Consider the following 22,814-nt stretch of genomic DNA (forward strand, 5'->3'; position numbering starts at 1 on the left):
CCGTTGGGTGCTCTTCCTGGCACCCAACGGTCGCATTGTTCTCATCTGCTGCCGAACCGCGAGGGGCGGCATTCTGCGCTCCGCCAGCGTGGTTAGCCAGGGGGAGCACAGCAATGCGCTCAAAACGAGTGTAGAACCACACCCGGATTGAATACGCACATGTATTCGTTTTCGCCCTGGCGTGCGCCGCTGAAACGCTTGTCATGTATTGGTCCAAGGTTCTGCCATCGGGTTGTGCACTTGTGACAAATGCCCGTAAGGTGCTGTCAATTCTGTCGCTCGCACGGGGCGCGGGTGCGGAAGTGTACAGGGGAACATTTCAGCAGAGCGAGGGGGACGGGGCCCATGCTGGGTGTACTGGGGAAGCAGCGTCGGAGCGGTTTGGCCGCGTTGCTCGGGCTGGTGCTTGTCGTTTCCTCGGTCCTGGGTACCACGATGGTTCCCCGGGCCGATGCCATTCTCGCCAATACCGGTGGGAGTGCTGGGCGATTTGTCTCGACCATCGACTGGATCGACTGGTCCGGGGCGACGAACACCGTGGCCAGCGGTGCGCGACGTCTTATCCGGGACGATCAGACCTCGGTGGTGTGGTCTACCCCGTCCAAGGTTGCTGAAGGGATTTGGCGTTCACACCAGTGCACGATTAGTGAAGTGGAGACCCATTACGAGGTTGTCATTCGCGGTAAACTCTACACCTACGACGTCGGCATCGCGGTGGGCTACAATGTCGGGCAGTACTCGCGTGATGGGCTCGCACGTCTTTACAACGACGGTCAGAACTATACCGACGGTGTGCCGAAGGGCAACAACTATAGATCGAATCTGGACATCGGTGTCGCCAATGGTGTGACGGGCGTGGGCGGCAAGTTGGCGAATGCCTATTTCAAGATCCAATGCAGGGCCTATTTGGTGTCCTCCTCAACCCAACCAGCCAAAGAGCAGATTCCGGATTTACCGCTGACCGAGATACCCGTGGCAGGGCTGGTCTATGCGGATGCCGAGAGCACGAATCATGTTGGTGCCGAGAAGGAATCGGTGACTCTGGCGCCGCTCCCAGTTCCGGGTATGACCAGCCAGGACGTGTCGATGAGGCTGTTGGAAACTCATCGGGCTGCGGGCTGCACGGTGAACCAGTGGGCCGCCACTCGCAGCTTCCCCTATCCGACTGGTGCAAAGCTTGGCCACAGCCTGACCGTGGATGGACGGGCATGCCTGTCCGGGCCGACCGGGGTCATGCTCGCCGCCAATGCCAATGGCGGTTACGTTGAGATCGCCGGCGGTGGCGTGAGCGCGATCGCCTTTGGTGTGGTGACCGCCATGGATTATGGGGATGCGCCTGCTACCTATGGTGAGGCAGCTTCGGTATTCCAACCCGAGTGGACCGGTGGAGAACTGGGCACCGATATCCCATCTTCGGCAGGGTTCAGCGGTTCCGGCCCTGGTGAGTGGTACAACCTGACCGCAGCCGAGCAGGCGGGCAAGATCGCATCTATGGCTGCGCCGCGAGTGCGGCTCGGTGCCACGACTGATGCAGATACCACTCAATACCATTCCGGACAAGCCGATGGGGACGACATCACGGGCAGTCCTCCTGATGACGAGGATGGCTTGGGTACCTGGGACGGGGTGATCCGGACTGCTCCCGGTTCGGTCTGGCGGCAGCAGGTGACCTGCGCCGGTGGTGGAAAGGTCATCGGCTGGGTCGATTGGAACCGCAACGGAGTCTTCGATCCAGCAGAGGGTTCTGTCCCGGCGGACTGCCCCGGGTCGGGGACTGCGACCCTGGAATGGAACGTCCCGGCTGATGTGAGGCGTTCGGTCTTGGGCGAGCCGGATTCAGATGCGACTTTTATGCGGCTGCGCACGACCGCCGACTGGGCCAATGGGGACCCAGTGGTTCCCGGGCCGACCGGTGTCACCGGGACCGGTGAGGTGGAGGACCACCGTGTGGAGGTACGTGTCCCGATGCTGACGACGGTCAAGCAGGTGGACAATTCCTTCGCTGATGCCACCAGACTGACTCCTGACGACTGGACGATCTCGGCAACCCAGCAGGGAACGGTCGTTGCCTCCGGCACGGCAGGCTTCGCAGGGACATTAGTCGCCCCGGGGGCGGTGAATCTCTCAGAGATGTCATCCAACCTGCTGGCTACGGCCTATGAACGCACGTCCCTGGTCTGTGTCCCGCACCCCAATTCGACCGAGGCCGCATCAACGTCCACCCTTGACGCCGACACCCAGACGGTGACGATGCGGGGGCAGGACTGGATGCTGTGTACCTATACCAACACCGCGAAATCAGGCGAGGTGACCTGGACCAAGCTCGACCAGGACGGTTCCACCCGGCTGGGTGGCTCTTCCTGGACGCTGAGCGGTCCGGGAATACCGGCGGGAACCGTGGTCACCGATTGCATTTCAGCGCCTTGCATCACCGGTGCTGGCAAGGATCAGGACCCGAGGGCCGGTGAGTTCAAGGTGACCGGCCTCGTATGGGGCACTTACCTAATCACCGAGGCCGCAGCACCCACCGGGTACGAGCCGATGACCGGTCTCCTGCAGTTCGCCCCGATCACCGCGACAAACCTCTCATCGCGTCTCGTTGCCCATCCGGATGGTGTGATCAACAACCGGTTGACTGGCACTGTCACATGGGGCAAGACCGACGAGAACGGGAACCGGCTCACTGGCTCCCGGTGGAAGCTCACGGGACCAGGGCTGGGTGGCGGTATCGAGGTGGCCGACTGTACGGAGGCCTCGGACAACGACTGTCCCACCGCAATGACCCGGGATACCGATGCGCGCCCCGGTCATTTCCGGGTGACTGGGCTGGCCTGGGATGACGTCGGCATGTACCAGTTGATCGAGACTCGGGCTCCGGTTGGCTACGAGCTCGACGATACCGTCCATCAGTTCGCGATCACCAGTGACGCGTTGGCCAGGGACTTCACTGATCCCTTCGTCAACCAGAAAACCACGGTGCCGGGCCTGCCATTGACCGGCGGTGCCCCAGCTGACATCTTCTGTCTGATCGGAGCTGGTGTCCTGGGCCTAGCCGGTCTCATTGAGGCGATCCGCAGGCGTCGCAGTGACTGATCAGCTCGGTGACCGGTCACCATCCTCCTGCGGCAGGTAGCCCCTGTCACATGTGCTCTTTGCGCACGTGAACATTCGTTCACGCGGTGGGTAGCTCCAGCAGCCGCTGCCCGGTCAGCACATCGGCCAGTGGCAGCTGGCCGGGTGCCGATGCCGGGCCGTGGGTGGCGAAGGTTGCCGACGAACCGAATATCTCCCCACTGATGCGCGATACCTTGCCCAGTTCGCCCATGGCCATGGTGATGAGCGGAATCGGCAAATAGGCAGCGCAGTGGGCGGTTGCCGCCAGCAGGGATGCGACGTCGGCCGGGCAGGTGGGCATCACCGCCAGTTTGGCGATCTGCACTCCCATGCGCGTGATGGTCTCCAGGCGGGCCACCATCCGGCTCACCGATCCGGTTCCGGTGAAGTCGTGGTGCGAGCCGATCACCGGCATCCGGTGGCGTTCGGCGGTGGCGATGAGTTCGGCGGCTCCGGGGTGACTGGCCTGTACGTCGATGGCGTCCATCGTGGCGTCGGCGCATACCGCGGCGATGAGTTCCACATAGGTGTCGTCGCCGATATCCCAGGCCCCGCCCTGGTCGGCGGTGCGCACGGTGAAGATGAATGGCCGGTAGGCGGCGGTGCGCCGCAGCAGCGTCGTCACCTCGCGCAGGGCCTCAGGGCTCTTATCGGCGAAGGTGTCGGCCCGCCACTCGATGATGTCTGCCGGGCTGGCGAGTAGATTCTTGGTGGTGGTCAGCAGGGAATCGAGGTCGGGATCGGTGAGCGGGACGATGACCTTCGGGACGCCATCACCGACGACCACGTCTTGGAGGGTCACCGTGCGCACATGCTGTGGAGCCATGATCTTCTCCTATGCCAGGCGAGGGCGCGATGCAAGTTCCGGTCAGTCGGTCGTCTGGCCGGTGAGCACCAGGTCGGCTAGCTGCTGTGGGGCATTTACCCGCCAGTGCTCCTGTTCCTGGGCAGCCCACCGCTCCCACCAGGGGTGGAACAGCTCACCATCTCGGTCCAGGGCTCTCCGTCGCCGGGAGACCGCATCCAGTTCCAGCCACAGGCTGGTGGTGGCTTTCCGGGCCGTTACTGTGGTGAGGGCCCCGCAGCCCTCCACCAGCAATGGGCGTTTCGGGTCGAGGTGCACCCTGTTATCGCGACGTCCGAGTTCCCAGTTCCACCGGTAGTATCCTGGGGCATCGGGGTCCAGTACATCGTCGGCGAGTATCCGCGAACCGACGGCCAGGCCCTCCCACCCGGCATACAGTTCGTCCATCGTGATCAGCTGCATTTTACCGAGCCGGGGCATCAGTGTGATGGCAAGCTGAGCAGCCAGGGTGGATTTCCCGGCTCCCGACCCGCCGTCGAGCAGTACCACCGCACGGTTCCCCGCATCGTCGACGATCCGGTCCACGAGTTGGTCCCAGCCCTCAGGGATGTGGAGCCTCATCGCGCCCCGATGAACAAGAAGGTGTCGGCGGCCACGGCCGCCCACACCGATCCGATACAGACCATCACCGTGACCACCCAGCCGACGATATCGGCCCGCCCCAGCCGGGAGGGGCGTGCCCAAGTGCGCTGGATGCCGGACCCGAAGCCTCGGGCCTCCATCGCAGTGGCCAGCACCATGCCACGACGGATGGCGAAGACCAGCAGGGCGAAGGCCATCGTCGCGAAAGTGCGCAGCCTTCCGGTGTCGGCGATTCCGCGCGCTCGACGGGCCAGTCCCATGGTCCGCCAGTCGTCGACGAACAGTCCGATCATCCGTACCCCGGCCAAAGTACCCAGCACGAAGCGGTCGGGGAGGTGGATGATCTGGGCCAGACCGTCGGCCATCCGGGTAAGGTCGGTTCCGCCGATCAGCACGATGGCTGCGGTGCCCAGGGTGAAGATCCGCGCCAGCACGGCGATGGCCAGGTGCAGAGAGTTGTCGGTGACGGTAATCAGGAAGTAGTGGAACCACACCCGGCCCTCGGGGCGGCCGTACAGAGCCATGGAGATCGCCCCGATCGGAGCGATGACTCCAAGCGGTGCGAGCCGGGCAAGCAGTCGGCGCGCTGGGACCCCGCAGGCCAGGTAGATGAGCATCTGGGCGACGAACAGTGTGAGGGCCGACACCCAGTCAAGTGTGATCATCACTGGGATCGAGATGAATACCGCGATGCCGAGGCGGGTCACCGGGTTCAGCCGGTCTAGGGCAGAGGGGCCGAGTGGATTCATCGGGGCTCCAGGCAGAGTGTGTTGTCGCCTAGGACCTCGCAGAAGGCAGCGTCGTGGGTGACTGACACGATGGTCCGGCCCTCGTCGAGGATCTCGCTGATCAGGGCGACGAGATCTGCCCAGGTGTTGCGGTCTTGACCAAAGGTCGGTTCGTCGAGGAAGATCACCGATGGTGAGGTCGCCAGCACCGTGCCCACCGACAGACGGCGTTGTTCGCCCCCGGACAGGGTGAACGGGTTGGCTTCTGCTAGGGCACTGAGGTGCAGTGTTTCCAGCAGTTCGCCGACCCGGGTGTCGATCTGCGCCCGGCGCCAACCCAGGGCGACCAAGCCGACCGCGAGTTCATCCCGGACACGGCGTTCGACGAACTGATGACCGGGGTGCTGGAAAACGGTTCCGATGCGGGTCAGCAGGTCCCGGGATGCCCAGGTATGCGGGTTGGCTGCGGTGAAGCCGCGGCGCATGCGGCGGGGAAGCCATTCCCGGTAGTTGCCGTCGGGGCGGAGGCCATCGGCCACGATGACCGACCCGGCCAGCGGCTTGAGTAACCCGGCCAGGGTGAGTGCCAGGGTGGATTTGCCCACTGCATTGGGGCCTGTGATGACGGTGGAGACAGCCCGGGGAATTGCAATGTCAAGATCGTGACTCACCGGAGCCCCGGCCTGGTAACCGGTTTCCAAGTGTTCGGCCCACAGCACCGGTTCTCCAGGGGCGGGGTGCATGCGGTGCTTCGCCGGGGGCTCAACGCCGGGAACCCACACGCCGGCCTCCAGAAGTTCATCACGCATCTGAGTGAGTACATCGGTGACCGGACCGTCGGCGATAACCCCGTCGGGACCCAAGACGATGACCCGGTCCATCAGATCGGCCCACACCTCGACCTGGTGCTCGACGACGATAAGGGTGGTATCCGGGCGGGTCGAGAGCATTGAGACGATGGCGTCGCGCACCTCGGCGATACCAGCTGGGTCGAGGTTCGCGGTCGGCTCATCCAGACACAACACCTGCGGCCCACCTGCGTCCTGCATAACAAGGGCCGCGGCGATCGCCATCCGCTGCTTCTGCCCGCCCGACAGCCGGGATGTGGGGCGGTCTACCTCCACATCGAGCCCCACCGCCTTGAGGCATTCATGCACGCGCGGCCAGATCCGTGCGGGATCCATCCCCATATTCTCGGCACCGAAGGCGATGTCATCGCCCACCCTGGCCAGCACCACCTGGGAATCCGGGTCCTGCATCACCAGGCCCACCCGGCCGCGCATCCGGGTGGGATGGGAACCACCGACCAGCAGATTGCCGGTCTCGGTGCCCTCATCGGAACCGCCCAGCACCCCGGTCAGTCCGGCCAGCACCGTCGACTTGCCGACCCCGCTGCCACCCAGCAGCAGGACTCTCTCGCCGGTGGCGATCTCCAGATCGAGGTGGGCGACGGCCGGGGTGGATCGCCCGGCCCAGGTCCACGACCAGTCACGGGCCGAGATCATTCAGATATCCCGGCCTGATGCGAAACGGGACAGCACCCCGGTGCGGGCCAAGGCGCGGGTTAGCCCCCAGCCGACCCCGCCGGCCAGTACCGCCCCGGAGATCATCAGACATACCAGGTAGATCACCAGGAAGGCTGCGCCCATTTGCAGGTTGCCTGAGGTAAACAATTCCAGGCACCAAGCCCCGGCCCCAGCCATGGCCCCAGCCATGGCGGCCGTGGGAAGCCGGAAGGAGCGGTAACGCGTGACCAGGAAGACGAGTTCTGCGCCGAGGCCTTGGGCAATGCCGGAATAGATAGTCTCCACTCCCCAGATGTTGCCGAGTAAAGCGGAGGTGATCGCCCCGAGCAATTCGACGAAGACTGCCGCGCCGGGGCGCCGGATCACCATCATGCCAAGTATTCCGCCCAGTAACCAGATGCCGGTGGCTAGCCCGCCCAGGCCGGGGGTGAGTGCATCCATCGCCTTGAACCACGCGTAACCGACGGTATTCCAGACGAAGAAGATGAGCCCGCAGGCTACGCCGAGAACTGCGGCGACGACGATGTCGACCACCCGCCAGGAACGCGAATTGGTCAGAGGGGTGGTGTTGGTCATGATGTGCCCTTTCTTGGTACAGGGCACGGGTGGGGCGATTCCCCAAGAGGTCTCCCTGCGCTGGCATTGCCCAGATCAGGTTTGACGGTCGAAGGCCTCGGCCCACCTTGGACCCAACCTTCCTCTCAGCCCGTGCACGAGCTCCCGTGTCACGGCAAATATTACCTGACAAGTTGTGCCCTGGGGAACCGTTGTTCGCCGATAATTGATGTGTGGACGAGTCCTGGGTGAGATCAAGCAAGGCTTGGCGCGCGGTGAAGATATGGACGCGGGTGGGGGTGACAGCTGTCGCGCTGATCGCCCAATTGACGCTCTTCGTGGTTCTGTTGCTGTGGTTCCAAGAATCTGCGTCATGGGTCACGGCGGTTTCGGTGGGCGTGTCGGTGCTCGTTGTTGCTCACGTGCTCAATTCCCGGATGGCCATCGAATACAAATTAGCCTGGTCCATCGTCATCTTGTTGATGCCGCTGTTCGGCGGCATCTTCTACGTGCTTTTCGGTTCCCGGGGTGGTTCGCGTCGTTCGATGGAGCGTTACCGGATCATTCAGGACACCTTCGCCCTCGACCAGTTGAGTGCCCCCGGGGCCGTCGGTGTCCACCCGGCACCAGACCTGCGTCAGATAGGGTCCCATCTGTCATCGAAGGAGATGGAGCCGGTGGGGCAGGTTTGTTTACCGGCCAATCCTGCACGACAGGCGACTATGCTGGCCGACGCCGGGCCGTTCATCGCCTACCGCGACACCGCCACCACCTACTACCCGGTGGGGGAAGATGCCTTCGCGGACATGCTGGAGGCCTTGGAAGGCGCCGAGCATTGGATTGCGCTGGAGTATTTCATCGTGGCCGACGGAACCATGCTTGACCAAATTGCTGAAATCCTTTTCAACAAGGTGAAGCAAGGGGTGAAGATTTGGTTCATGTATGACGATTGGGGTTCGGCGTTGCGTATGCCGGCCGAGTTGCCCGGCCAGATGCGGGCCGCGGGTATCAAGGTGCACGCCATGAACAAGCTGGGCTTGGGCCTCACCCTGCGCTACAACAACCGGGACCATCGCAAGATGCTGGTCGTCGACGGGGTGACCGCCTTCACTGGGGGTATCAACATTGCTGATGAATACATCAATGCGGTTACCCGTTTCGGTCACTGGAAAGACACATCGATCAAGCTGTGCGGGCCGGGTGCCTGGGGTATGGCTGCGCTGTTCTTCACCTTGTGGGAACAGACCTCTGGGGATCACGTGGAGATCGCCGGGCTGCGTCCCAGCCTCGGGGCGGTGGCCGCGGCAGCACAACCGGGTTCCGGATTGGTGATGTGTTACGACGACGACCCCTTTGATGACATCTCCTTGGGATGGGATGCCTACCGGGGGCTGATGAGCCGGGCCACCACCTCGATCGATGTGATGACCCCCTATTTCATCCCGACCGGGGAGATGATCTCGGTGTTCCGGGCGGCCGCGTCCTCTGGGGTGCGGGTGAGGCTGATGACCCCGGGGGTCCCCGACAAGCCCTCCGTCTATGCTGTCACTAGGTCGAACTACCGGCCGCTTGTAGAGGCCGGGGTGGAGATCTACGAGTACACTCCCGGCTTCCTGCACGCCAAACAGATGGTCGTCGACGGGGAGACTGCGATCATCGGTACGATCAACTTCGACTTCCGCTCCTTCTTCCTGCATCAGGAGAATGCGGTGTGGATGTACCAGACCCCGGCCATCGCCGACATGACGGCAGATTTCGAGAAGGCCGTGGCGGTCTCCCGGCGTATCACCTTGGCTGAGGTGCGTTCGGTGCCGTGGGTCAGGCGTTTCGGTACCACGATCCTGAGAACTTTCTCCGTCATGCTGTGAGTTCCGCCTCATCGTTCGGTATCCGAGGGTTGAGCACATAGGGTGTACCCGTGAAATGGACCGATCATGAAGCAGCCCTGTTCGACCTCGACGGGGTCCTGACTCCGACCGCTGACATCCACATGGCGGCCTGGTCAGCGATGTTCAATGATTTCCTAGCCTCTCGGGGTATCGAGGAACCCTTCACCGACGCGGACTACTACGCCTGCATCGACGGGCGCCCGCGCTACGAGGGCGTGGCCACCTTCCTCGCGTCGCGGGGTATTGAGTTGCCGGAGGGCGATCCCTCCGACGAGCCAGGAGCAGAGACCATCGCCGGGCTGGGCAACCGCAAAAATGATTTCTTCATCAAGGCGTTGGATAGCGAGGGTATCGACGCTTATCCGGGGGCGATCTCGCTCGTCGAGAAGTTGGCCGACCTTGGCATCCCGATGGCTGTTGTCTCTTCCTCGCGCAATGCCGCTCCAGTACTGGCCGAAGCCGGACTCACCGACTGGTTCGAGATGGTGGTCGACGGGGTGGTTGCGGAGCGGGAAAACCTGGCCGGGAAACCCGATCCGGCCTGCTTCCTGTATGCCGCTGAGGTACTGGGCATCGACCCGGCCGATGCGGTCGTCGTCGAGGATGCGCTCAGTGGGGTGGAGGCAGGTGCCGCCGGTGGGTTCGGCATGGTCGTCGGCATCGATCGTGGGGCGGGCGCCGATGAATTGCTGGCTGCGGGGGCGGACCTTGTCGTTGAGGACTGCGGAGAACTGCTGTGAACCGTGATCGCATTAACGGCGACCCCCTCGACGGGTTCCGCTTTCCCATCGATGAATGGCGCTTGGTGGAAACTTCCCCGGCCTTCGATGATCTCGGGGTGACCGAAACGCTATTTGCCGTCGGCAATGGCTATTTGGGCATGCGGGGCACCCCCGAGGAGGGACGGGATTCCCATTTGGTGGGCACCTTTGTCAACGGTTTCCACGAGACCTGGGAGATCAAGCACGCCGAGAATGCCTTCGGATTTGCGCGGGTGGGCCAGACGATGGTCAACGTGCCATCGTCGACCCTCATCAAGCTGTATGTCGATGACGAGCCCTTGCTGGTGTCGGTCGCCGACCTGGTGTCCTACGAACGCAGCCTCGACTTCCGCGATGGGGTGTTACACCGTGATCTGATCTGGCGCACCCCGGCGGGCAAGCGTGTGCGAGTGCGGTCGCGCAGGATGGTGTCATTCACTGACCGTCACCTGTCGGTGATGACCTTCGAGGTCACCTTGCTGGAGGGCTCGGCTCCGGTGGTGATCTCCTCACAGATCGTGAATAAGCAGGATTTCGACGAGATCGCCGGGGTGGGTGCGGCCGGTGATCCGCGTCGCAACCGCAATTTTGATCATCGAGTGTTAATCGGTGAGATGAACTGGTGCTCACCGCGCAGGATGGTCCTCGGATACCGGACGGCGAACTCCGGAATGACCTTGGCGGTGGGCGCGGACCATGTGATGGACACCGTCAACCAGTTCGAGGAACTCGACGACACCAGCGCTGACCAAGGCCGCAAGATCTACCGTGTCCAGGCCGAGGAGGGTGTTCCGATTACTATCACCAAGGCGGTCGCCTACCACACTTCCCGTGGGATTCCGGTGCGCGAGTTGTCGGATCGGGTGCGCCGTACCCTGGACCGGGTCCGTGACCAAGGTGTTGAGCAGTGTTTCGTCGCCCAGCGCGAGTGGATGGATGCTTTCTGGACGCGCAGCGATGTGGAGATCGGCTCGTCGGTTCGCGACCAGCAGGCGATCCGCTGGTGCTTGTTCCAGTTGATCCAGGCCTCAGCCAGGGCCGATGGGATGGGTATTCCGGCCAAGGGGCTGACCGGTGACGGTTACGAGGGTCACTACTTCTGGGATACCGAGGTGTATCTCATTCCCTTCCTGACTCTCACCGATCCGACGCTGGCCCGCAATGCGCTGCGGTACCGGTACACCCATCTGGATCTGGCTCGTGCCCGGGCCCGGGAGATGGCGGTGCGGGGTGCGCTGTTCCCGTGGCGCACAATTAATGGGCAGGAGGCGTCAGCCTACTATGCGGCAGGTACCGCCCAGTACCACATCGACGCGGACATTGCCTATGCCATCGGTCACTACGGAGCGATGACCAGGGACGTGGAGTTCATGGTTCATGAGGGAGCCGAGATGCTGGTGGAGACCGCCCGTATGTGGGCCGATCTCGGATTCTGGCGGTTCAACGGGGAAAAGGTCTTCGAGATCCACGGGGTGACCGGCCCAGACGAGTACACCACCGTGGTAAACAACAACACCTACACCAATGTGATGGCCCGATGGAATCTGCGGCTGGCCGCTATGTGGTTACGTCGCATGGCTGCTGAGTATCCCGAGGACCTGGGGTTGCTGGTCCGGCGGGTCGGGCTGGATATGGGGGAGGTGGACGAATGGGAGCAGTGTGCCGAGGGGATGGAGATTCCTTTCGACGCCGAGTTGGGCATCCATCCGCAGGATGACGACTTCCTCAATAAGGAATTGTGGGATCTCGACGCCACCCCTGGTGATCGTTTTCCTCTGCTGCTCAACTACCATCCGCTGGTCATCTACCGTTTCCAGGTGCTCAAGCAGGCCGATGTCGTGCTTGCCGAGTTCCTGAGGCCGGGGGAATTCGATCCCGCCACGAAACGTGCCGATTTTGAGTATTATGATCCGATCACCACCGGTGATTCCTCGTTGTCTGCGGTGATGCAGGCGATCATGGCTGCCGAGGTGGGGCATCAGGATATGGCCCTCGGCTACTTCCGTTCCGGGCTTTACACCGACCTCGCCGACACCCACATGAATGCCGGCGATGGGGCACATATTGCATCGACGGCAGGTATCTGGAGGTGCTTGGTGAGCGGTTTCGCAGGGTTGCGGGATGACGGCGAGCTCAGCTTCGACCCGCGACTACCGACGGAGTGGACTCATCTAGAATTCCCCTTGTCATACCGGGGTTCGCGAGTACGAGTGCACCTGAGCGCTGAGGCTATCCGCTTCACCCTGGAGGTGGGCGACCCGATCACGGTCGATGTGCGGGGAGTTGAGGTGAAGATCGGTGACACCCCAGTCGAGGTGCCGCTCGACGGCCAGGGACCCCTGCTTCCCCTGCTGGTCGGCAGCCGACCCTTTGTGCATGGTGAACCCATGGTGTGAGGGTGGAACCACGTCTCCGCGTGTTGCGATTTTCGCAATTGCGTGCGACCCTTGGTGCATGGACACGACGGTTGAGCGGGTCAGGCAGCTCATCTCTTCGACTGGCATGACGCAGACGGCATTTGCCGAGTTGGTGGGAATCGAGAAGAGCAAGTTGTCCAAGTCGCTCAAGGGGACGCGCAAGTTCTCCTCCCTTGATCTTGCGATGCTTGCCGAGGCTGGTGGAGTCACTGTCGATTGGCTGTTGGGGATCGACACCGAGACCGCGATGGCTGCTCGGGCATCGGTCGGGAGCTCAGCGGAGAAGGCCGTCAATAAGGCTCTCCAGTATGCGACGATGCGTTCCGATCTCGTGGGACTCGGCTACGAGCAGCAGTGGCGCCTGCCTGATGTCGACACGTTGCGTGGGAGGTGGGTCGACCAGGGCGCTGACCTGGCAGATCAGGCGCTGAAGGTGGTCAGGGCCGGTGGCCGGTCGGTATCGCGCAATCTGGCGTCGGTGATCGAGGATGTGTTCGGCGTCGATGTGGCCGTGCAGGATCTGGGGGAGAACTTCGACGGCCTGGCTGTGTCAACTTCCACGGTTCGGTTGATCCTGGTGGCCACCTCCACGAATGCGTCACGGCAGCGTTTCACGATGGCGCACGAACTGGGCCATCTGCTTGCCCATGATGATCAGGAGATTCATCAGGACAGAGACATCCATGCCGATGAGAACCGATACAGTGAGAGCGAAGTGCGTGCCAATGCCTTCGCAGCCGCCTTCTTGATGCCCGAGTTCGAGTTGCAGGAGTGGTTGTTCGAACATGGTTCGGAGATGGACGCGCTGTGCCGCTTGGCGACGGACCTCATCGTTTCTCCGTCGGCCTTGGCGTATCGACTGTGGAATCTTGAGCTCATCGATGCGCAGGCCAAGGATCAGCTCCGTCAGCTCAGCAGTAGAGAGGCTGCTCGCAAGGTCGAATGCTCTGATCTGTTCGCACGGCGGATGGAGAGTGCGATGGTCCCGAAGGCTCCGCAGTCCCTGTTGCGCGATACCTTTGCGGCTTTCGAGGAAGGGCTCATCACTCTTCGTCCATATGCCCAGTTGCTCGATGCCGATCCGCGGTTGCTTCGGGAAGAACTGGCCGACAATGAAGTGGCGCTGATGCGGTGAGCCAATTCGTCTTCCCCGACAACACGGTGTTGTGCAACTTCGCGGCTGTTGACCGGTTGGGTCTGCTGCGTGACTGGCTGCGCGGTCGCGGGCGGTGGACAGATGCGGTGTCGTCGGAGGCGCGGCGCTCGGCCACACGTCTACCGTCGCTTCATTCGATCGAAAAGGAGGGGTGGCTGGGGGAACCGATCAAGATTACTGAGCCGAGTGCCATCGAAGCGGTGGAACGAAAACGGCGGATCGTATTCGGCGGCTTGCCGACCGAACCGCGCAAGCACCTTGGTGAAGCGCAGACCTGCTATTTGATGTCGGAAGTGGCCGAGTTCTCCGGGGCGTGGTGGATCACCGATGATAGGGAAGCTTATGAACATGCTGTTCACTTGGGTGTTGGAGCTTACCGCACGATTGACGTCGTACGTCACATCGTAGCCGAAGGTGGCCTCGAGGCTCAGAGTGCATTCGCTCTCATGCAGGAGATGGCTTCGCAGGACCGCTGGTTAGTCATACCGGATTCTCCAACAGATCTTCTGTGAACTCTGCCGTGGTATATGGCCTGTTGGGAAATGGCGTCACCGTTATCTCCTTGTCCCAACCGATACACATCTCGGCGCGTGGCATCCCGGCGCAGCTGGAACAGGAACTTAGCATTGGGCCATGCAGGGTTGGCTCGAACCGCAGGGACCTCTCGGCCCTCGCGTGTACTGGATCCGCCGGGGCGTGGTGATCGGCGCGCTGCTGCTCGTCATCGTCCTGATCGGACGGCTGGTCAGCTCGGGGGGCAGCGGGGAGACTATCGGTGTCGCCTCCAGCACTCCATCGCGGGTTACCCCGGGCACGACTGATGCCTCCGCTGAGCAGAGCCCCAGTGAATCGAGCACCCCGCAGGCCCAAACCTCCGAGCAGGCAACCTCCGGGCAAGCCTCCGCTTCGGTGGAGTCGGCAGAACCCACGGCATCCGGATCCGGGACCATCCCGGTGGATACCGCCACGGCACCTCCCGCTCCACTGGCTTGCATCTCCGCAAACCTGACCACCACCATCAAGGGCAGCACCGATCTGAGGATCACCGATCCGCAGACCTTCACCATCACCGTCGTTACGGACAAGGAAACCTGTCATCTCGATCTGGCTACGATCGGGGCGAAGGTTGACGTCACCTCGGGTCAAGATGCCATCTGGTCAACCGCCAGCTGTTCTGCCTGGGCTCCCCAGGGTTCCTGGGATCTGACCGCAGGACAGCCGGTCACTTTCGACGTCGCCTGGCCCACCCGTCGTGGTCACGACTGCGAATTGGACGAATCGACGCTGCTTCCCGGAACCTACGTGGCGACCGCCACTGTCGGAGATTCCGGGAAATTCGTCATGCGTCTGACCAACTGAACTCCACCGGCCGGGTGGGTGTTCGGACTGTTCCGATTCACAAGTTTCGTTGCTCAGTGGGTTGAGTTCTCCGCGAGTAAGGTGAGTCCGTCGCGGATTACCCGGGCTCGTTGTTTCCCGATCCCTGGGATATTGGCGAGTTGCTGCGGGGTGGCGCCGAACACGGCCTGCAGCGAACCGATCTCCTCAAGCAGGCGTTCGGCCAGCGGAGGGGTGAGCCGGGCGGTCTGGGTAACTACTCGGAAACCACGGGTGTGCAGGTGCTCGTCAAGATCACCGGAGGCAAAGCCGATGGCGATGGCCACCATCATCGGGTCTAGGACGTCGCCGGTGGGCAGATCGGATAGCCGGGCAAGAGTGAACCGCTCATCGTCGGGATGGTGATAGTCGAGTTCGAGCAGATTGGCGAGCTGATCCACCCCGTGGGTTACCTCGTAGAGCTGTAGTTGCAGGAGCCGTCCGTCAATGCCGAGGGCTTCGACATGGCCCTCAAGTTCTTGGGTCAGCCTGCGGACCATGGCCAGCGGCTGCACTACCCGCACCAGATCGTTGACTGTGACCAGGTCGTCCATCTCCAGGGAGGACAATTCGCGGGTGCTGGAGGTGAGGCGTTCCCGGTAACGGGAGACGGTGGCCAAGGTTTGTTCGGCGCGCACCAGGATCTGTTCGGAACTTTCGATCGGGTAGCGCAGTCCGGCCATAAACAAGGTGATGGTCGACATCGAAGCGGAGACCGTCACCACCGGCAGATCGGTTTGCAAAGCGATGCGATCGGCGGTGCGGTGCCTGGTCCCGGTCTCAATGGTGGGCAGATCATGGGATGGGGTGAAGTGCACCCCGGCATGCAGGATGCGTGAAAGATCTTCGGAGACAACTAGCCCGCCATCCATCTTCGCCAGTTCCCGCAGCGCGGTGGGAGTGAACTCGTGGTCGACGGTGAATCCTCCGGAGGAGATCTGCTCGATGATGGCATTGTTGCCCAGCACAACTAGCGCCCCGGTTCGTCCAGCCCGGATTCGTTCGAGTCCATCACGCAAGGGGGTCCCTGGCGCCAGCAGCGCCCGGTAGCGGCGGTATCTTGCCTCGTCGTGGCCAAGCATCTTGCTCATCCGCTCAGTCTACGAGGTAGCGTGCGCAAGAGCACTGGGGTTCTGGTCAAAAGGTGATGATCCTGCGAGGAATACAGTGCGCATTCGTGCAGCAGATTCTTAGTAGTCAATGTGGTGCTGCCTTCGGCAGTCAGCACCTCACCCCAAGGGTTCGCCAACAAGGTGAGGGTGAGCTCTCTTCGGTTTCCCACACCAAAAAGGCCGGGGAGCCACCCGTTAATCATTGTCGTGTGCGGCTGAGCCCCAGCGCGTTGAGGGCTTCTGCGACGGTGGCGGCCTCCACAACCTTCAGTCCATGCATCCGGGGCAGCTTCGTGTGCTGGTCACGGTTGCCGGAAGGCACCACGGCGAGATCAAAACCCAGCCTGGCCGCCTCGCCCACGCGGCGTTCCAGCCCCGGCACCCGGCGCAGATCGCCCGCCAGGCCGACCTCTCCCAGGGCGACTACCTTGCGCGGGAAGTTCTGATCGACCGCGGCCGAGGCGATGGCTATAGCCAAGGCGAGATCGGCAGCCGGATCTGATACCCGGGCACCGCCCACCGTCGATACATAGAGATCGCGGTGCGACAAGGGAAATCTTGCCCGGCGTTGGAGCACGGCCTGCACCATCGCCACCCGCCCCGACTCGACTCCGTGGGTAACTCTGCGGGTCGGGGATTCCGGATCGACGGGGACGACCAGGGCCTGCATCTCGGAAACCATTGGCCGCGAACCCTCCATGGTGACCGTGACGCAGGTTCCTGGTACGGGTTCTGCGTGCTGGGAGGTGAAGATGCCTGATGGATCGGGTACTTCTACGATGCCGGATTCGGCCATCTCGAAACAGCCCACCTCATCGGCTGGGCCGAAACGATTCTTGGTGGCCCGCACCATGCGGAACCCGGAGTGACGATCACCCTCGAAGCTGAGCACCACATCGACCAGGTGTTCCAGCAGCCGGGGCCCGGCGATGGAGCCCTCCTTGGTGACATGCCCGACGATGACCACCGCCATCCCGCGTCGCTTAGCCACCCGCACCAGGGCCCCGGTGACCTCCCGCACCTGAGAGACCCCACCCAGGGAACCATCGGCGGTGGCGGTGCCGATGGTCTGCACGGAATCGACCACCAGCAGCGAGGGATTCGCCGCCTCGATGTGGCCGAGGATGGTCTCCAGGTCGGTCTCGGCAGCCAGCAGTAGATCGTCGGCGACGCAGCCGGTGCGTTCGGCGCGCAGTCTCACCTGGGCCGCGGATTCCTCCCCGGAGACATACAGCGTTGTGGATGAGGAGTTCTTTCCCGAAGGGTTGCGGGCCCACTTGGCGGCGACGTCGAGCAGCAGGGTGGACTTGCCGACGCCGGGCTCACCGGCTAGCAGTACCACGGCCCCGGGCACTAGACCTCCACCGAGCACCCGGTCGAGTTCCCCGATGCCGGTCAGCTGGCGATCGGCGGTGGCGAGATCAACCTGGCCGATCGGTACTGCGGCGGTCGTCGGGGCGACGGCATCGATCTGCTTGACCTTGGGTGCCCCGCGTTCGGCGACCGACCCCCACGCCTGGCATTCGCCGCAGCGGCCAACCCAGCGTGCGGTCGTCCAGCCGCACTCGGTGCACTGGTAGGAGTCCTGTTTCGTCGCCATGTGGCAAGCCTATGAGCGTGGGCCGACAGTTCTGGAGTCCATGGACACGTGATCGTTGTGCCATGAACCAGTGAATCGGCATTACGGGATGCGTTCGGGGTCATCGTGACAACTATTGGCAAGGCTGCTTCGTTTCCGCAGCATCAGGAGCGGCCGGTAGAACCTCTGGTCGTGACCGCGCTTTCGAATCGGGGTGAGGTCCAGGTGACTGTGGCAGATGCCAAGGTTCGTTCTTTGATGCTTCAAGATTATTGGTTCGAAGTAGCGACGTCTGACGAGGCTGCCGATCTGATAACTGCAACCATCAATGAGGCGTTGTTGGAGTGGAGTCAGGCGCAACTTGAAGCTGTGCAATCAATCAATCCTGATATGAAGGAGCTCTCCCTCGCCATTTCCCAGACGCGTGAGCAACTTCAAGACGCCTGAGTGACGTGTCTGGCCGAGGCAAGGGAGCTGTGATGGGTGACATGCCGAACAGAACCTCCCTTGCTGAGGATATTCTGTGAAGCTGGGTCCGAAGGATTATCGGGCAGCTTCTATACTGGTCACGGGATTACGCTCCTATGTGATCGGACAAAGTATCCTGGATGAGGTATCGCTTGCAGCAGCGATCATCTCAGGTAATTTATCGGCTGGGTATTTTTTCGCACGAAGCAGGGCGTTGAAGCGTTGATCAATATTGGAATTAATTAAGCGATTAACTAATTTTCGGGAGGCTGATAAGCCGCCAAAAAGGTCGGAAAGGATGTCAAAAGTTTTATTGTGAGGAATCTCTTGAGAGGATGGATTATGAATGATGATGTCCGAGATCGCATGCCGCAAGGTCTTTTGAATGAGGAACTTGCTTTTCGAGCAATGTCCGAGTTCTTGTGGCAGTATGCCAAGCATTGCGATGATTTCTACACTTTGGTCGGGGACACCTTCGTCGATAGCGATGGGCGGCCGACTGATCCTGCGGTGTGGGATGACTGGCTCGCCAGCGTGGCCGCGGTTCTTGAGGGACGCCCGCTGCGGGAAGGGCAGATGTGAGCCAGTAGGCGAGCGCAGCGCACGACTGCGGAGTCTGAACAAACTTGCATGGCCGGATGTGCCTCACTTGAAAAATCTGTGGGGAATCCTGCTCCATGTGAAGCACAAGGAAGGAGCATGCCATGCTGGATTGCAACTTACCGAATAATGGAAGGACATGAAACATGGCACTGAGTATTCGGACTAGGGCTGTTTTCCGTGCTGAGATTGAGGCATTCGGGAGCAAGCCGCCGGTGCATCGGCACTACAACGAGACAGAGACGGCCAGGGTCGATATCGCCCGCGCTGTTGATGTTCCATCTGAGGGGTTGATGACCTACGCAACGGTCAACCTCAATGAATCGCGCAATGTGATGGACGGCAGGGAAATCCCGGTCGAGATCTTCGTGGTGATCGCGGGCGAGAACACGGACATGGCCAATGCGCTCAGCACGTGCGCCTTCAACATGATCAAGGATCACTGGCTGATCGCCCCGGGAGTGGTGCACGAAGATGTGCTGCGGATGTACCCGGGGCTGGCGCCGAATCTGCCGAACATGTTCTTCGTGCCCCCGATGGATCATCAGGGGCTGGCCCGTATCGAGACTCCGGAGGGTAACGTCCATGCGCTGCAGGCGTTGCCCATCTCCATCGCGGAGACCGAGTTCCTCTACGAGAACGGCTTCGAGGAACTGAATGGTCTCTTCATCGAGAAGGACATGGAGTACTGGAACCTTAACCGTTCCTCGCTCGTTTGATGGTTCCACCGCAAACTGTGAGGGCTGGCACCTTTTTCGGGTACCGGTCCATCACGCTGTCGTGATGACGGCGTGGTTCAGATGCGTACGAGTCCCTTGCCTGGCACGTCGAAGGTGACTGCCAGCACTCCGGGTGCCCCGTGCGGGGAGGTGAAGTGCAGTTCCACGCCGTCGAAGGTCTCGGTGAACCGCTCACCGATCCAGTCCTCGACGCGATCACGTGAACCGGCGATCTCGATGGCGACGAGTTTGACATCGGCCGGGAGCGCGGAGGGCAGGACGTCGGCCGGGGACGCCCACTCGATGAAATAGGGCACCTGCGGATCAGTCACCAAGCCTTTGATGCCGATCTGCTTCCACTCCAGGCGGCGGCCGTCGGGAAACTGCCGGGACCCGGAAACCGCTTCCCGGGCCAGGCGTTTCTCGTAGCCGGCGATGGAGGGGACGGACACGACCCAGCCGAGCCAGCCTCCGCCCAGTTCCTGGCGGGCACGCACTGCCTGCCCGTAGACAGCCTTGTCGGCTGCGGGATGGTCGAGGACATCCACGACCTCTATGTAGCGACCTTCGAGGAGGGGAAGAATGTTGTTGCGGGTGCCAAAACGGGGATGGAAGCCGCCATCCTTGAACCGCGGACCGAACGCTTCGCTGAGTTCGGCGACGGTGGCGTCGAGCCCCTGGGGCCCGGCGACGAAAGTCAGATGGTCTACATGCATGACGTCATTGTCTCAGGCACGCATCCGATCGTGAAAACCGGGTGGGTGGCAGTGAACCAGGGGCCAACCGGTGGCATCTGGCATGGGCTGCTGCCGTCTGGAACGGTACCTTTGGTGACGTGTCCTCACCCATGAGTGCCCCTGTAGGCCGCGCCCCGAATCTGATCGGGCTCGGCACCTCGACCGTCCATCCGGAGACCACGGCGGCTGCCTTCGAAACCGCCAAACGCCTCGGCTACGATGGGGTCGAGTTGATGGTGGGGGTTGATTCTGCTTCCACCGACATCGACTTCGTAGCCTCCTTGCAGGACTATCACCAAGTGCGGGTGATGTCGATCCATTCCCCGTGCCTGGTGATCACCCCGCATGTGTGGGGTCGTGACCCATGGGAGAAGCTGCGCACTTCATGCCGGACAGCCACCCGGTTGGGGGCCGATGTGGTTGTCGTCCACCCGCCATTCACCTGGCAGCGTGAGTACGCGCGAGATTTCATCAACGGGGTGCGCCGGATGATCGACGAGACCGGAGTCGTTGTCGCAGTGGAGAACATGTATCCGTGGCGGGCCTGGCACTCCACGGTGCAGGGCTACCTGCCGCACTGGAATCCCACCGGATATGACTACGATCATCTGGTGCTGGATCTCTCCCATGCCTCCACCGCCCAGTTGAAGGCCATTGACTTGGCCGACGCCTGGGGTGAGCGGCTGCGACACGTGCACCTTACCGACGGCAAAGGCTCCTTCAAGGACGACCATCTCTTCCCGGGGGAGGGTGATCAGGACGCCTGGGGTCTGGTGGAATCCCTGGCCGAGCGCGGCTTCGCGGGCCACATCATCCACGAGATCTCCACCCGGGCATGCGCCACCCATACGGAACGCGAGCAGCGGCTGGCCGATTGCCTCGCTGTCACTCGCGAACACCTAGCCATCGGTGCTGCTCGCAGGGAGGGCATGTGATGCGTAACCCGATTCTCGCCTGGGCATCCCGTGACGAGGTGAAACAGGCCGCACTCACCATCCCGGCCGCCCGTGAACTGGTTTCTGACTACGTTGCGGGGGAGCGCTGGGGCGATCTCTCCCCGGTGCTGTCGGATCTGGAGGCCAAAGGACTGGCCGTGAGCGTCGAATACCTGGGTGCCCGGGGTGGGCCCGCCGACGCGGTCCGCACCCTGGCGCACTATCTGGAACTGGTCGACCGTCTGGCCGCCAGTGGTCATGTTGGCGCGGAACTGTCGATCAGACTGAATGGGCTGGGGCTGGATCCGGGAAAATCCAACGTTGACGCGGTGGCGGAATCCACCCTGCGTATCGTGCGCGCTGCGGTGAATGCCGGCCTGTTTCCGATTCTCGACATGTCCGGGGCCTGCGAAGTGCCCCATACTCTCGCGGTGTGGTCCGGGATCAGACAGGACTTTCCGGAGTTCGGCATCACTATGCAGGCAAACCTGCATCGCACCCGGCGCGACATTGAGCAGGTTGCCTTGCCCGGGGCACGTGTGCGGCTGTGCAAGGGCTCCCACCTCGAATCGCGGCAGGTGGCCTTCCGTAGCCAGCACGAGATCGACCTGGCTTTCGTGCGCTCGCTACGAGTGCTGATGCAATCCGAGGCCACCTTGATCGTCGCCACTCACGACCCGCGGATGATCGAGATCACCGAGGCCTTGGTCTCCCGGAACGGGCGTGCCAAACAGAAACTTGAGTTCCAGATGCTGCAGGGCGTTCGTCCTCTAGAATTGCGGCGCCTAGCCGACATCGGTTACCTGGCCCGCTGCTACGTGCCCTACGGCCCCGGTTGGTACGAGTACTACCTGCGCCGACTCGCCGAACGGCCCGCGAACGCGGCTCTGTTTGCTCGCTCGGTGGTCCGCAAGAAGTGAATACCGCCTACCCGAGAGCCACATCGGTGCTGGTCTGGGAGACCGTCATCGTTTTGGGGTGCACCTTGGGAAAATCCGGCTGGTACTCGCTGCTCAACATCGTCAACCGGCTCACCGCAGGCCCGCCGTTGTCCGAGCAGACCACGACGATGAACGCTTCCACCACCCCGGACCGCCCGTGGCTGGACTTCATCTACGAACTCTCCGACAACCTGTTTCCTTTCTTCTGGCCCGCCGTGGCCCTATATCTGCTGTGGCGGGTGCGTCCCGATCCCGGCGCGCCCTTTCGTTCTATCGGCCTCGACGCCACCCGGGTGGGTCGTGATCTGCTGCAAGGCCTTGCGGTGGCCGTTTGCGTGGTCGGCCCTGCCTTGGGCTGGTACCTGCTGGCTAGGCGTCTTGGGTGGTCTACCCATTTGGTGATGGGGGCGCTGGCCGATGTGTGGTGGGCCATCCCCATGTATGTGCTGGCTGCTTTCATGAATGGTTTCCTGGAGGAGGTGCTCATGATCGGCTACCTGTTCTCCAGGTGGAGCCGTGCCGGATGGGACCGGTGGGTGATTGTGGTCACCTCGGCGTTGGTGCGTGGCAGCTACCACCTCTACCAGGGCTTCGGCGGGTTTGCCTCGAATCTCGTCTTCGGCCTGTTGCTGGGGTGGCTCTATCTGCGTCAACGCAGGCTGTGGGTGCTGGTGATTGGTCACGCGATGATCGACGTTATCGCCTTCGTCGGCTATTCGCTGGTGTCCCCGCTGGTCGACTGGCTCTGAACCG

21 protein-coding genes are annotated in these 22,814 nt (G+C 62.3%); 13 read left to right on the forward strand and 8 right to left on the reverse strand.

Annotated elements, in window-relative coordinates; all coding sequences use genetic code 11:
* Positions 1 to 345: 345 nt before the first annotated feature.
* Entirely contained in the window at positions 346 to 3,093 is a 2,748-nt protein-coding gene (locus HMPREF1531_RS06525) for a CshA/CshB family fibrillar adhesin-related protein (protein ID WP_016669140.1), read from the forward strand.
* A gap of 79 nt (positions 3,094 to 3,172) precedes the next feature.
* On the opposite strand, the gene aroD is transcribed toward HMPREF1531_RS06525, so the two are convergent.
* Genes aroD through HMPREF1531_RS06550 form a run of 5 tightly spaced genes read right to left on the reverse strand, consistent with a single transcriptional unit; the run spans position 3,173 to position 7,391 of the window.
* The gene (gene aroD / locus HMPREF1531_RS06530) at positions 3,173 to 3,940 is read right to left on the reverse strand and encodes a type I 3-dehydroquinate dehydratase (RefSeq protein ID WP_016669141.1); all 768 of its coding nucleotides are present in this window, start codon (positions 3,938 to 3,940) and stop codon (positions 3,173 to 3,175) included.
* 42 nt (positions 3,941 to 3,982) lie between these two features.
* Positions 3,983 to 4,540: a hypothetical protein gene (locus tag HMPREF1531_RS06535; RefSeq protein WP_016669142.1), complete on the reverse strand. Its 558-nt coding sequence runs from the start codon at positions 4,538 to 4,540 to the stop codon at positions 3,983 to 3,985.
* Positions 4,537 to 5,310, reverse strand: a complete 774-nt coding sequence (locus HMPREF1531_RS06540) for an energy-coupling factor transporter transmembrane component T family protein (RefSeq protein WP_016669143.1) — start codon at positions 5,308 to 5,310, stop codon at positions 4,537 to 4,539. The genes HMPREF1531_RS06535 and HMPREF1531_RS06540 overlap by 4 nt, the downstream gene beginning before the upstream one ends.
* Positions 5,307 to 6,794: an ABC transporter ATP-binding protein gene (locus HMPREF1531_RS06545; protein ID WP_016669144.1), complete on the reverse strand. Its 1,488-nt coding sequence runs from the start codon at positions 6,792 to 6,794 to the stop codon at positions 5,307 to 5,309. The genes HMPREF1531_RS06540 and HMPREF1531_RS06545 overlap by 4 nt, the downstream gene beginning before the upstream one ends.
* The gene (locus HMPREF1531_RS06550) at positions 6,795 to 7,391 is read right to left on the reverse strand and encodes an ECF transporter S component (RefSeq protein WP_016669145.1); all 597 of its coding nucleotides are present in this window, start codon (positions 7,389 to 7,391) and stop codon (positions 6,795 to 6,797) included.
* Between the two features lie 212 nt (positions 7,392 to 7,603).
* On the opposite strand from HMPREF1531_RS06550, the gene cls reads away from it, so the two are divergent.
* The 6 genes from cls (at position 7,604) to HMPREF1531_RS06580 (ending at position 14,952) form a co-directional block, all read left to right on the forward strand.
* Entirely contained in the window at positions 7,604 to 9,238 is a 1,635-nt protein-coding gene (gene cls / locus HMPREF1531_RS06555; protein WP_156860205.1) for a cardiolipin synthase, read from the forward strand.
* Between the two features lie 50 nt (positions 9,239 to 9,288).
* On the forward strand, positions 9,289 to 9,999 hold the full coding sequence (locus HMPREF1531_RS06560; protein ID WP_016669147.1) for an HAD family hydrolase: 711 nt from the start codon (positions 9,289 to 9,291) through the stop codon (positions 9,997 to 9,999).
* The gene (locus HMPREF1531_RS06565) at positions 9,996 to 12,416 is read left to right on the forward strand and encodes a glycoside hydrolase family 65 protein (RefSeq protein ID WP_016669148.1); all 2,421 of its coding nucleotides are present in this window, start codon (positions 9,996 to 9,998) and stop codon (positions 12,414 to 12,416) included. Before HMPREF1531_RS06560 ends, HMPREF1531_RS06565 begins: the two co-directional genes overlap by 4 nt.
* 58 nt (positions 12,417 to 12,474) lie before the next feature.
* Entirely contained in the window at positions 12,475 to 13,572 is a 1,098-nt protein-coding gene (locus HMPREF1531_RS06570; RefSeq protein WP_016669149.1) for a helix-turn-helix domain-containing protein, read from the forward strand.
* Complete coding sequence (locus HMPREF1531_RS06575) at positions 13,569 to 14,105, forward strand: hypothetical protein (RefSeq protein ID WP_016669150.1); 537 nt, start codon at positions 13,569 to 13,571, stop codon at positions 14,103 to 14,105. Before HMPREF1531_RS06570 ends, HMPREF1531_RS06575 begins: the two co-directional genes overlap by 4 nt.
* 121 nt (positions 14,106 to 14,226) lie before the next feature.
* On the forward strand, positions 14,227 to 14,952 hold the full coding sequence (locus HMPREF1531_RS06580) for a hypothetical protein (RefSeq protein ID WP_016669151.1): 726 nt from the start codon (positions 14,227 to 14,229) through the stop codon (positions 14,950 to 14,952).
* Between the two features lie 53 nt (positions 14,953 to 15,005).
* Here the strand turns inward: HMPREF1531_RS06580 and disA are convergent, their stop codons facing one another.
* Positions 15,006 to 16,061 carry a DNA integrity scanning diadenylate cyclase DisA gene (gene disA, locus HMPREF1531_RS06585; RefSeq protein WP_036897396.1) on the reverse strand — a complete coding sequence of 352 codons (1,056 nt, stop codon included), beginning with the start codon at positions 16,059 to 16,061 and terminating at the stop codon, positions 15,006 to 15,008.
* A 220-nt stretch (positions 16,062 to 16,281) separates the two neighbouring features.
* On the reverse strand, positions 16,282 to 17,682 hold the full coding sequence (radA, locus tag HMPREF1531_RS06590) for a DNA repair protein RadA (RefSeq protein ID WP_016669154.1): 1,401 nt from the start codon (positions 17,680 to 17,682) through the stop codon (positions 16,282 to 16,284).
* A 105-nt stretch (positions 17,683 to 17,787) separates the two neighbouring features.
* On the opposite strand from radA, the gene HMPREF1531_RS06595 reads away from it, so the two are divergent.
* From HMPREF1531_RS06595 to HMPREF1531_RS06605, 3 genes are all read left to right on the forward strand, one after another.
* Positions 17,788 to 18,108 (forward strand): hypothetical protein, encoded by a 321-nt coding sequence (locus tag HMPREF1531_RS06595; RefSeq protein WP_156860206.1) that lies wholly within the window; start codon positions 17,788 to 17,790, stop codon positions 18,106 to 18,108.
* 363 nt (positions 18,109 to 18,471) lie between these two features.
* Positions 18,472 to 18,711 carry a hypothetical protein gene (locus HMPREF1531_RS06600; protein WP_016669156.1) on the forward strand — a complete coding sequence of 80 codons (240 nt, stop codon included), beginning with the start codon at positions 18,472 to 18,474 and terminating at the stop codon, positions 18,709 to 18,711.
* A 164-nt stretch (positions 18,712 to 18,875) separates the two neighbouring features.
* Positions 18,876 to 19,448 carry a suppressor of fused domain protein gene (locus tag HMPREF1531_RS06605; RefSeq protein ID WP_016669157.1) on the forward strand — a complete coding sequence of 191 codons (573 nt, stop codon included), beginning with the start codon at positions 18,876 to 18,878 and terminating at the stop codon, positions 19,446 to 19,448.
* A gap of 77 nt (positions 19,449 to 19,525) precedes the next feature.
* On the opposite strand, the gene HMPREF1531_RS06610 is transcribed toward HMPREF1531_RS06605, so the two are convergent.
* Positions 19,526 to 20,164 carry a VOC family protein gene (locus tag HMPREF1531_RS06610; protein ID WP_016669158.1) on the reverse strand — a complete coding sequence of 213 codons (639 nt, stop codon included), beginning with the start codon at positions 20,162 to 20,164 and terminating at the stop codon, positions 19,526 to 19,528.
* Between the two features lie 119 nt (positions 20,165 to 20,283).
* Here HMPREF1531_RS06610 and HMPREF1531_RS06615 point away from each other — a divergent pair, with 119 nt between their 5' ends.
* From HMPREF1531_RS06615 to HMPREF1531_RS06625, 3 genes are read left to right on the forward strand one after another with little or no spacing between them, the layout of a single operon-like run.
* The gene (locus HMPREF1531_RS06615) at positions 20,284 to 21,120 is read left to right on the forward strand and encodes a sugar phosphate isomerase/epimerase family protein (RefSeq protein WP_232210230.1); all 837 of its coding nucleotides are present in this window, start codon (positions 20,284 to 20,286) and stop codon (positions 21,118 to 21,120) included.
* A complete protein-coding gene (locus HMPREF1531_RS06620) occupies positions 21,120 to 22,040 on the forward strand; it encodes a proline dehydrogenase family protein (protein WP_016669160.1) in 921 nt (306 codons plus the stop codon). Before HMPREF1531_RS06615 ends, HMPREF1531_RS06620 begins: the two co-directional genes overlap by 1 nt.
* Positions 22,037 to 22,810, forward strand: coding sequence for a CPBP family intramembrane glutamic endopeptidase (locus HMPREF1531_RS06625; RefSeq protein ID WP_016669161.1), 774 nt, complete (start codon positions 22,037 to 22,039; stop codon positions 22,808 to 22,810). The genes HMPREF1531_RS06620 and HMPREF1531_RS06625 overlap by 4 nt, the downstream gene beginning before the upstream one ends.
* The last annotated feature ends 4 nt before the right edge of the window (positions 22,811 to 22,814 follow it).

Source organism: Propionibacterium sp. oral taxon 192 str. F0372 (assembly GCF_000413315.1).
Taxonomy (GTDB): Bacteria; Actinomycetota; Actinomycetes; order Propionibacteriales; family Propionibacteriaceae; genus Brooklawnia.

Coding starts and splice junctions, on each gene's coding strand:
- HMPREF1531_RS06600 (WP_016669156.1), top strand. CDS start 18,472: ATGAATGATGATGTCCGAGATCGCATGCCGCAAGGTCTTTTGAATGAG.
- HMPREF1531_RS06605 (WP_016669157.1), top strand. CDS start 18,876: ATGGCACTGAGTATTCGGACTAGGGCTGTTTTCCGTGCTGAGATTGAG.
- HMPREF1531_RS06550 (WP_016669145.1), bottom strand. CDS start 7,391: ATGACCAACACCACCCCTCTGACCAATTCGCGTTCCTGGCGGGTGGTC.
- HMPREF1531_RS06570 (WP_016669149.1), top strand. CDS start 12,475: ATGGACACGACGGTTGAGCGGGTCAGGCAGCTCATCTCTTCGACTGGC.
- disA (WP_036897396.1), bottom strand. CDS start 16,061: ATGAGCAAGATGCTTGGCCACGACGAGGCAAGATACCGCCGCTACCGG.
- HMPREF1531_RS06535 (WP_016669142.1), bottom strand. CDS start 4,540: ATGAGGCTCCACATCCCTGAGGGCTGGGACCAACTCGTGGACCGGATC.
- HMPREF1531_RS06620 (WP_016669160.1), top strand. CDS start 21,120: ATGCGTAACCCGATTCTCGCCTGGGCATCCCGTGACGAGGTGAAACAG.
- HMPREF1531_RS06580 (WP_016669151.1), top strand. CDS start 14,227: ATGCAGGGTTGGCTCGAACCGCAGGGACCTCTCGGCCCTCGCGTGTAC.
- HMPREF1531_RS06545 (WP_016669144.1), bottom strand. CDS start 6,794: ATGATCTCGGCCCGTGACTGGTCGTGGACCTGGGCCGGGCGATCCACC.
- HMPREF1531_RS06540 (WP_016669143.1), bottom strand. CDS start 5,310: ATGAATCCACTCGGCCCCTCTGCCCTAGACCGGCTGAACCCGGTGACC.
- aroD (WP_016669141.1), bottom strand. CDS start 3,940: ATGGCTCCACAGCATGTGCGCACGGTGACCCTCCAAGACGTGGTCGTC.
- HMPREF1531_RS06610 (WP_016669158.1), bottom strand. CDS start 20,164: ATGCATGTAGACCATCTGACTTTCGTCGCCGGGCCCCAGGGGCTCGAC.
- radA (WP_016669154.1), bottom strand. CDS start 17,682: ATGGCGACGAAACAGGACTCCTACCAGTGCACCGAGTGCGGCTGGACG.
- HMPREF1531_RS06525 (WP_016669140.1), top strand. CDS start 346: ATGCTGGGTGTACTGGGGAAGCAGCGTCGGAGCGGTTTGGCCGCGTTG.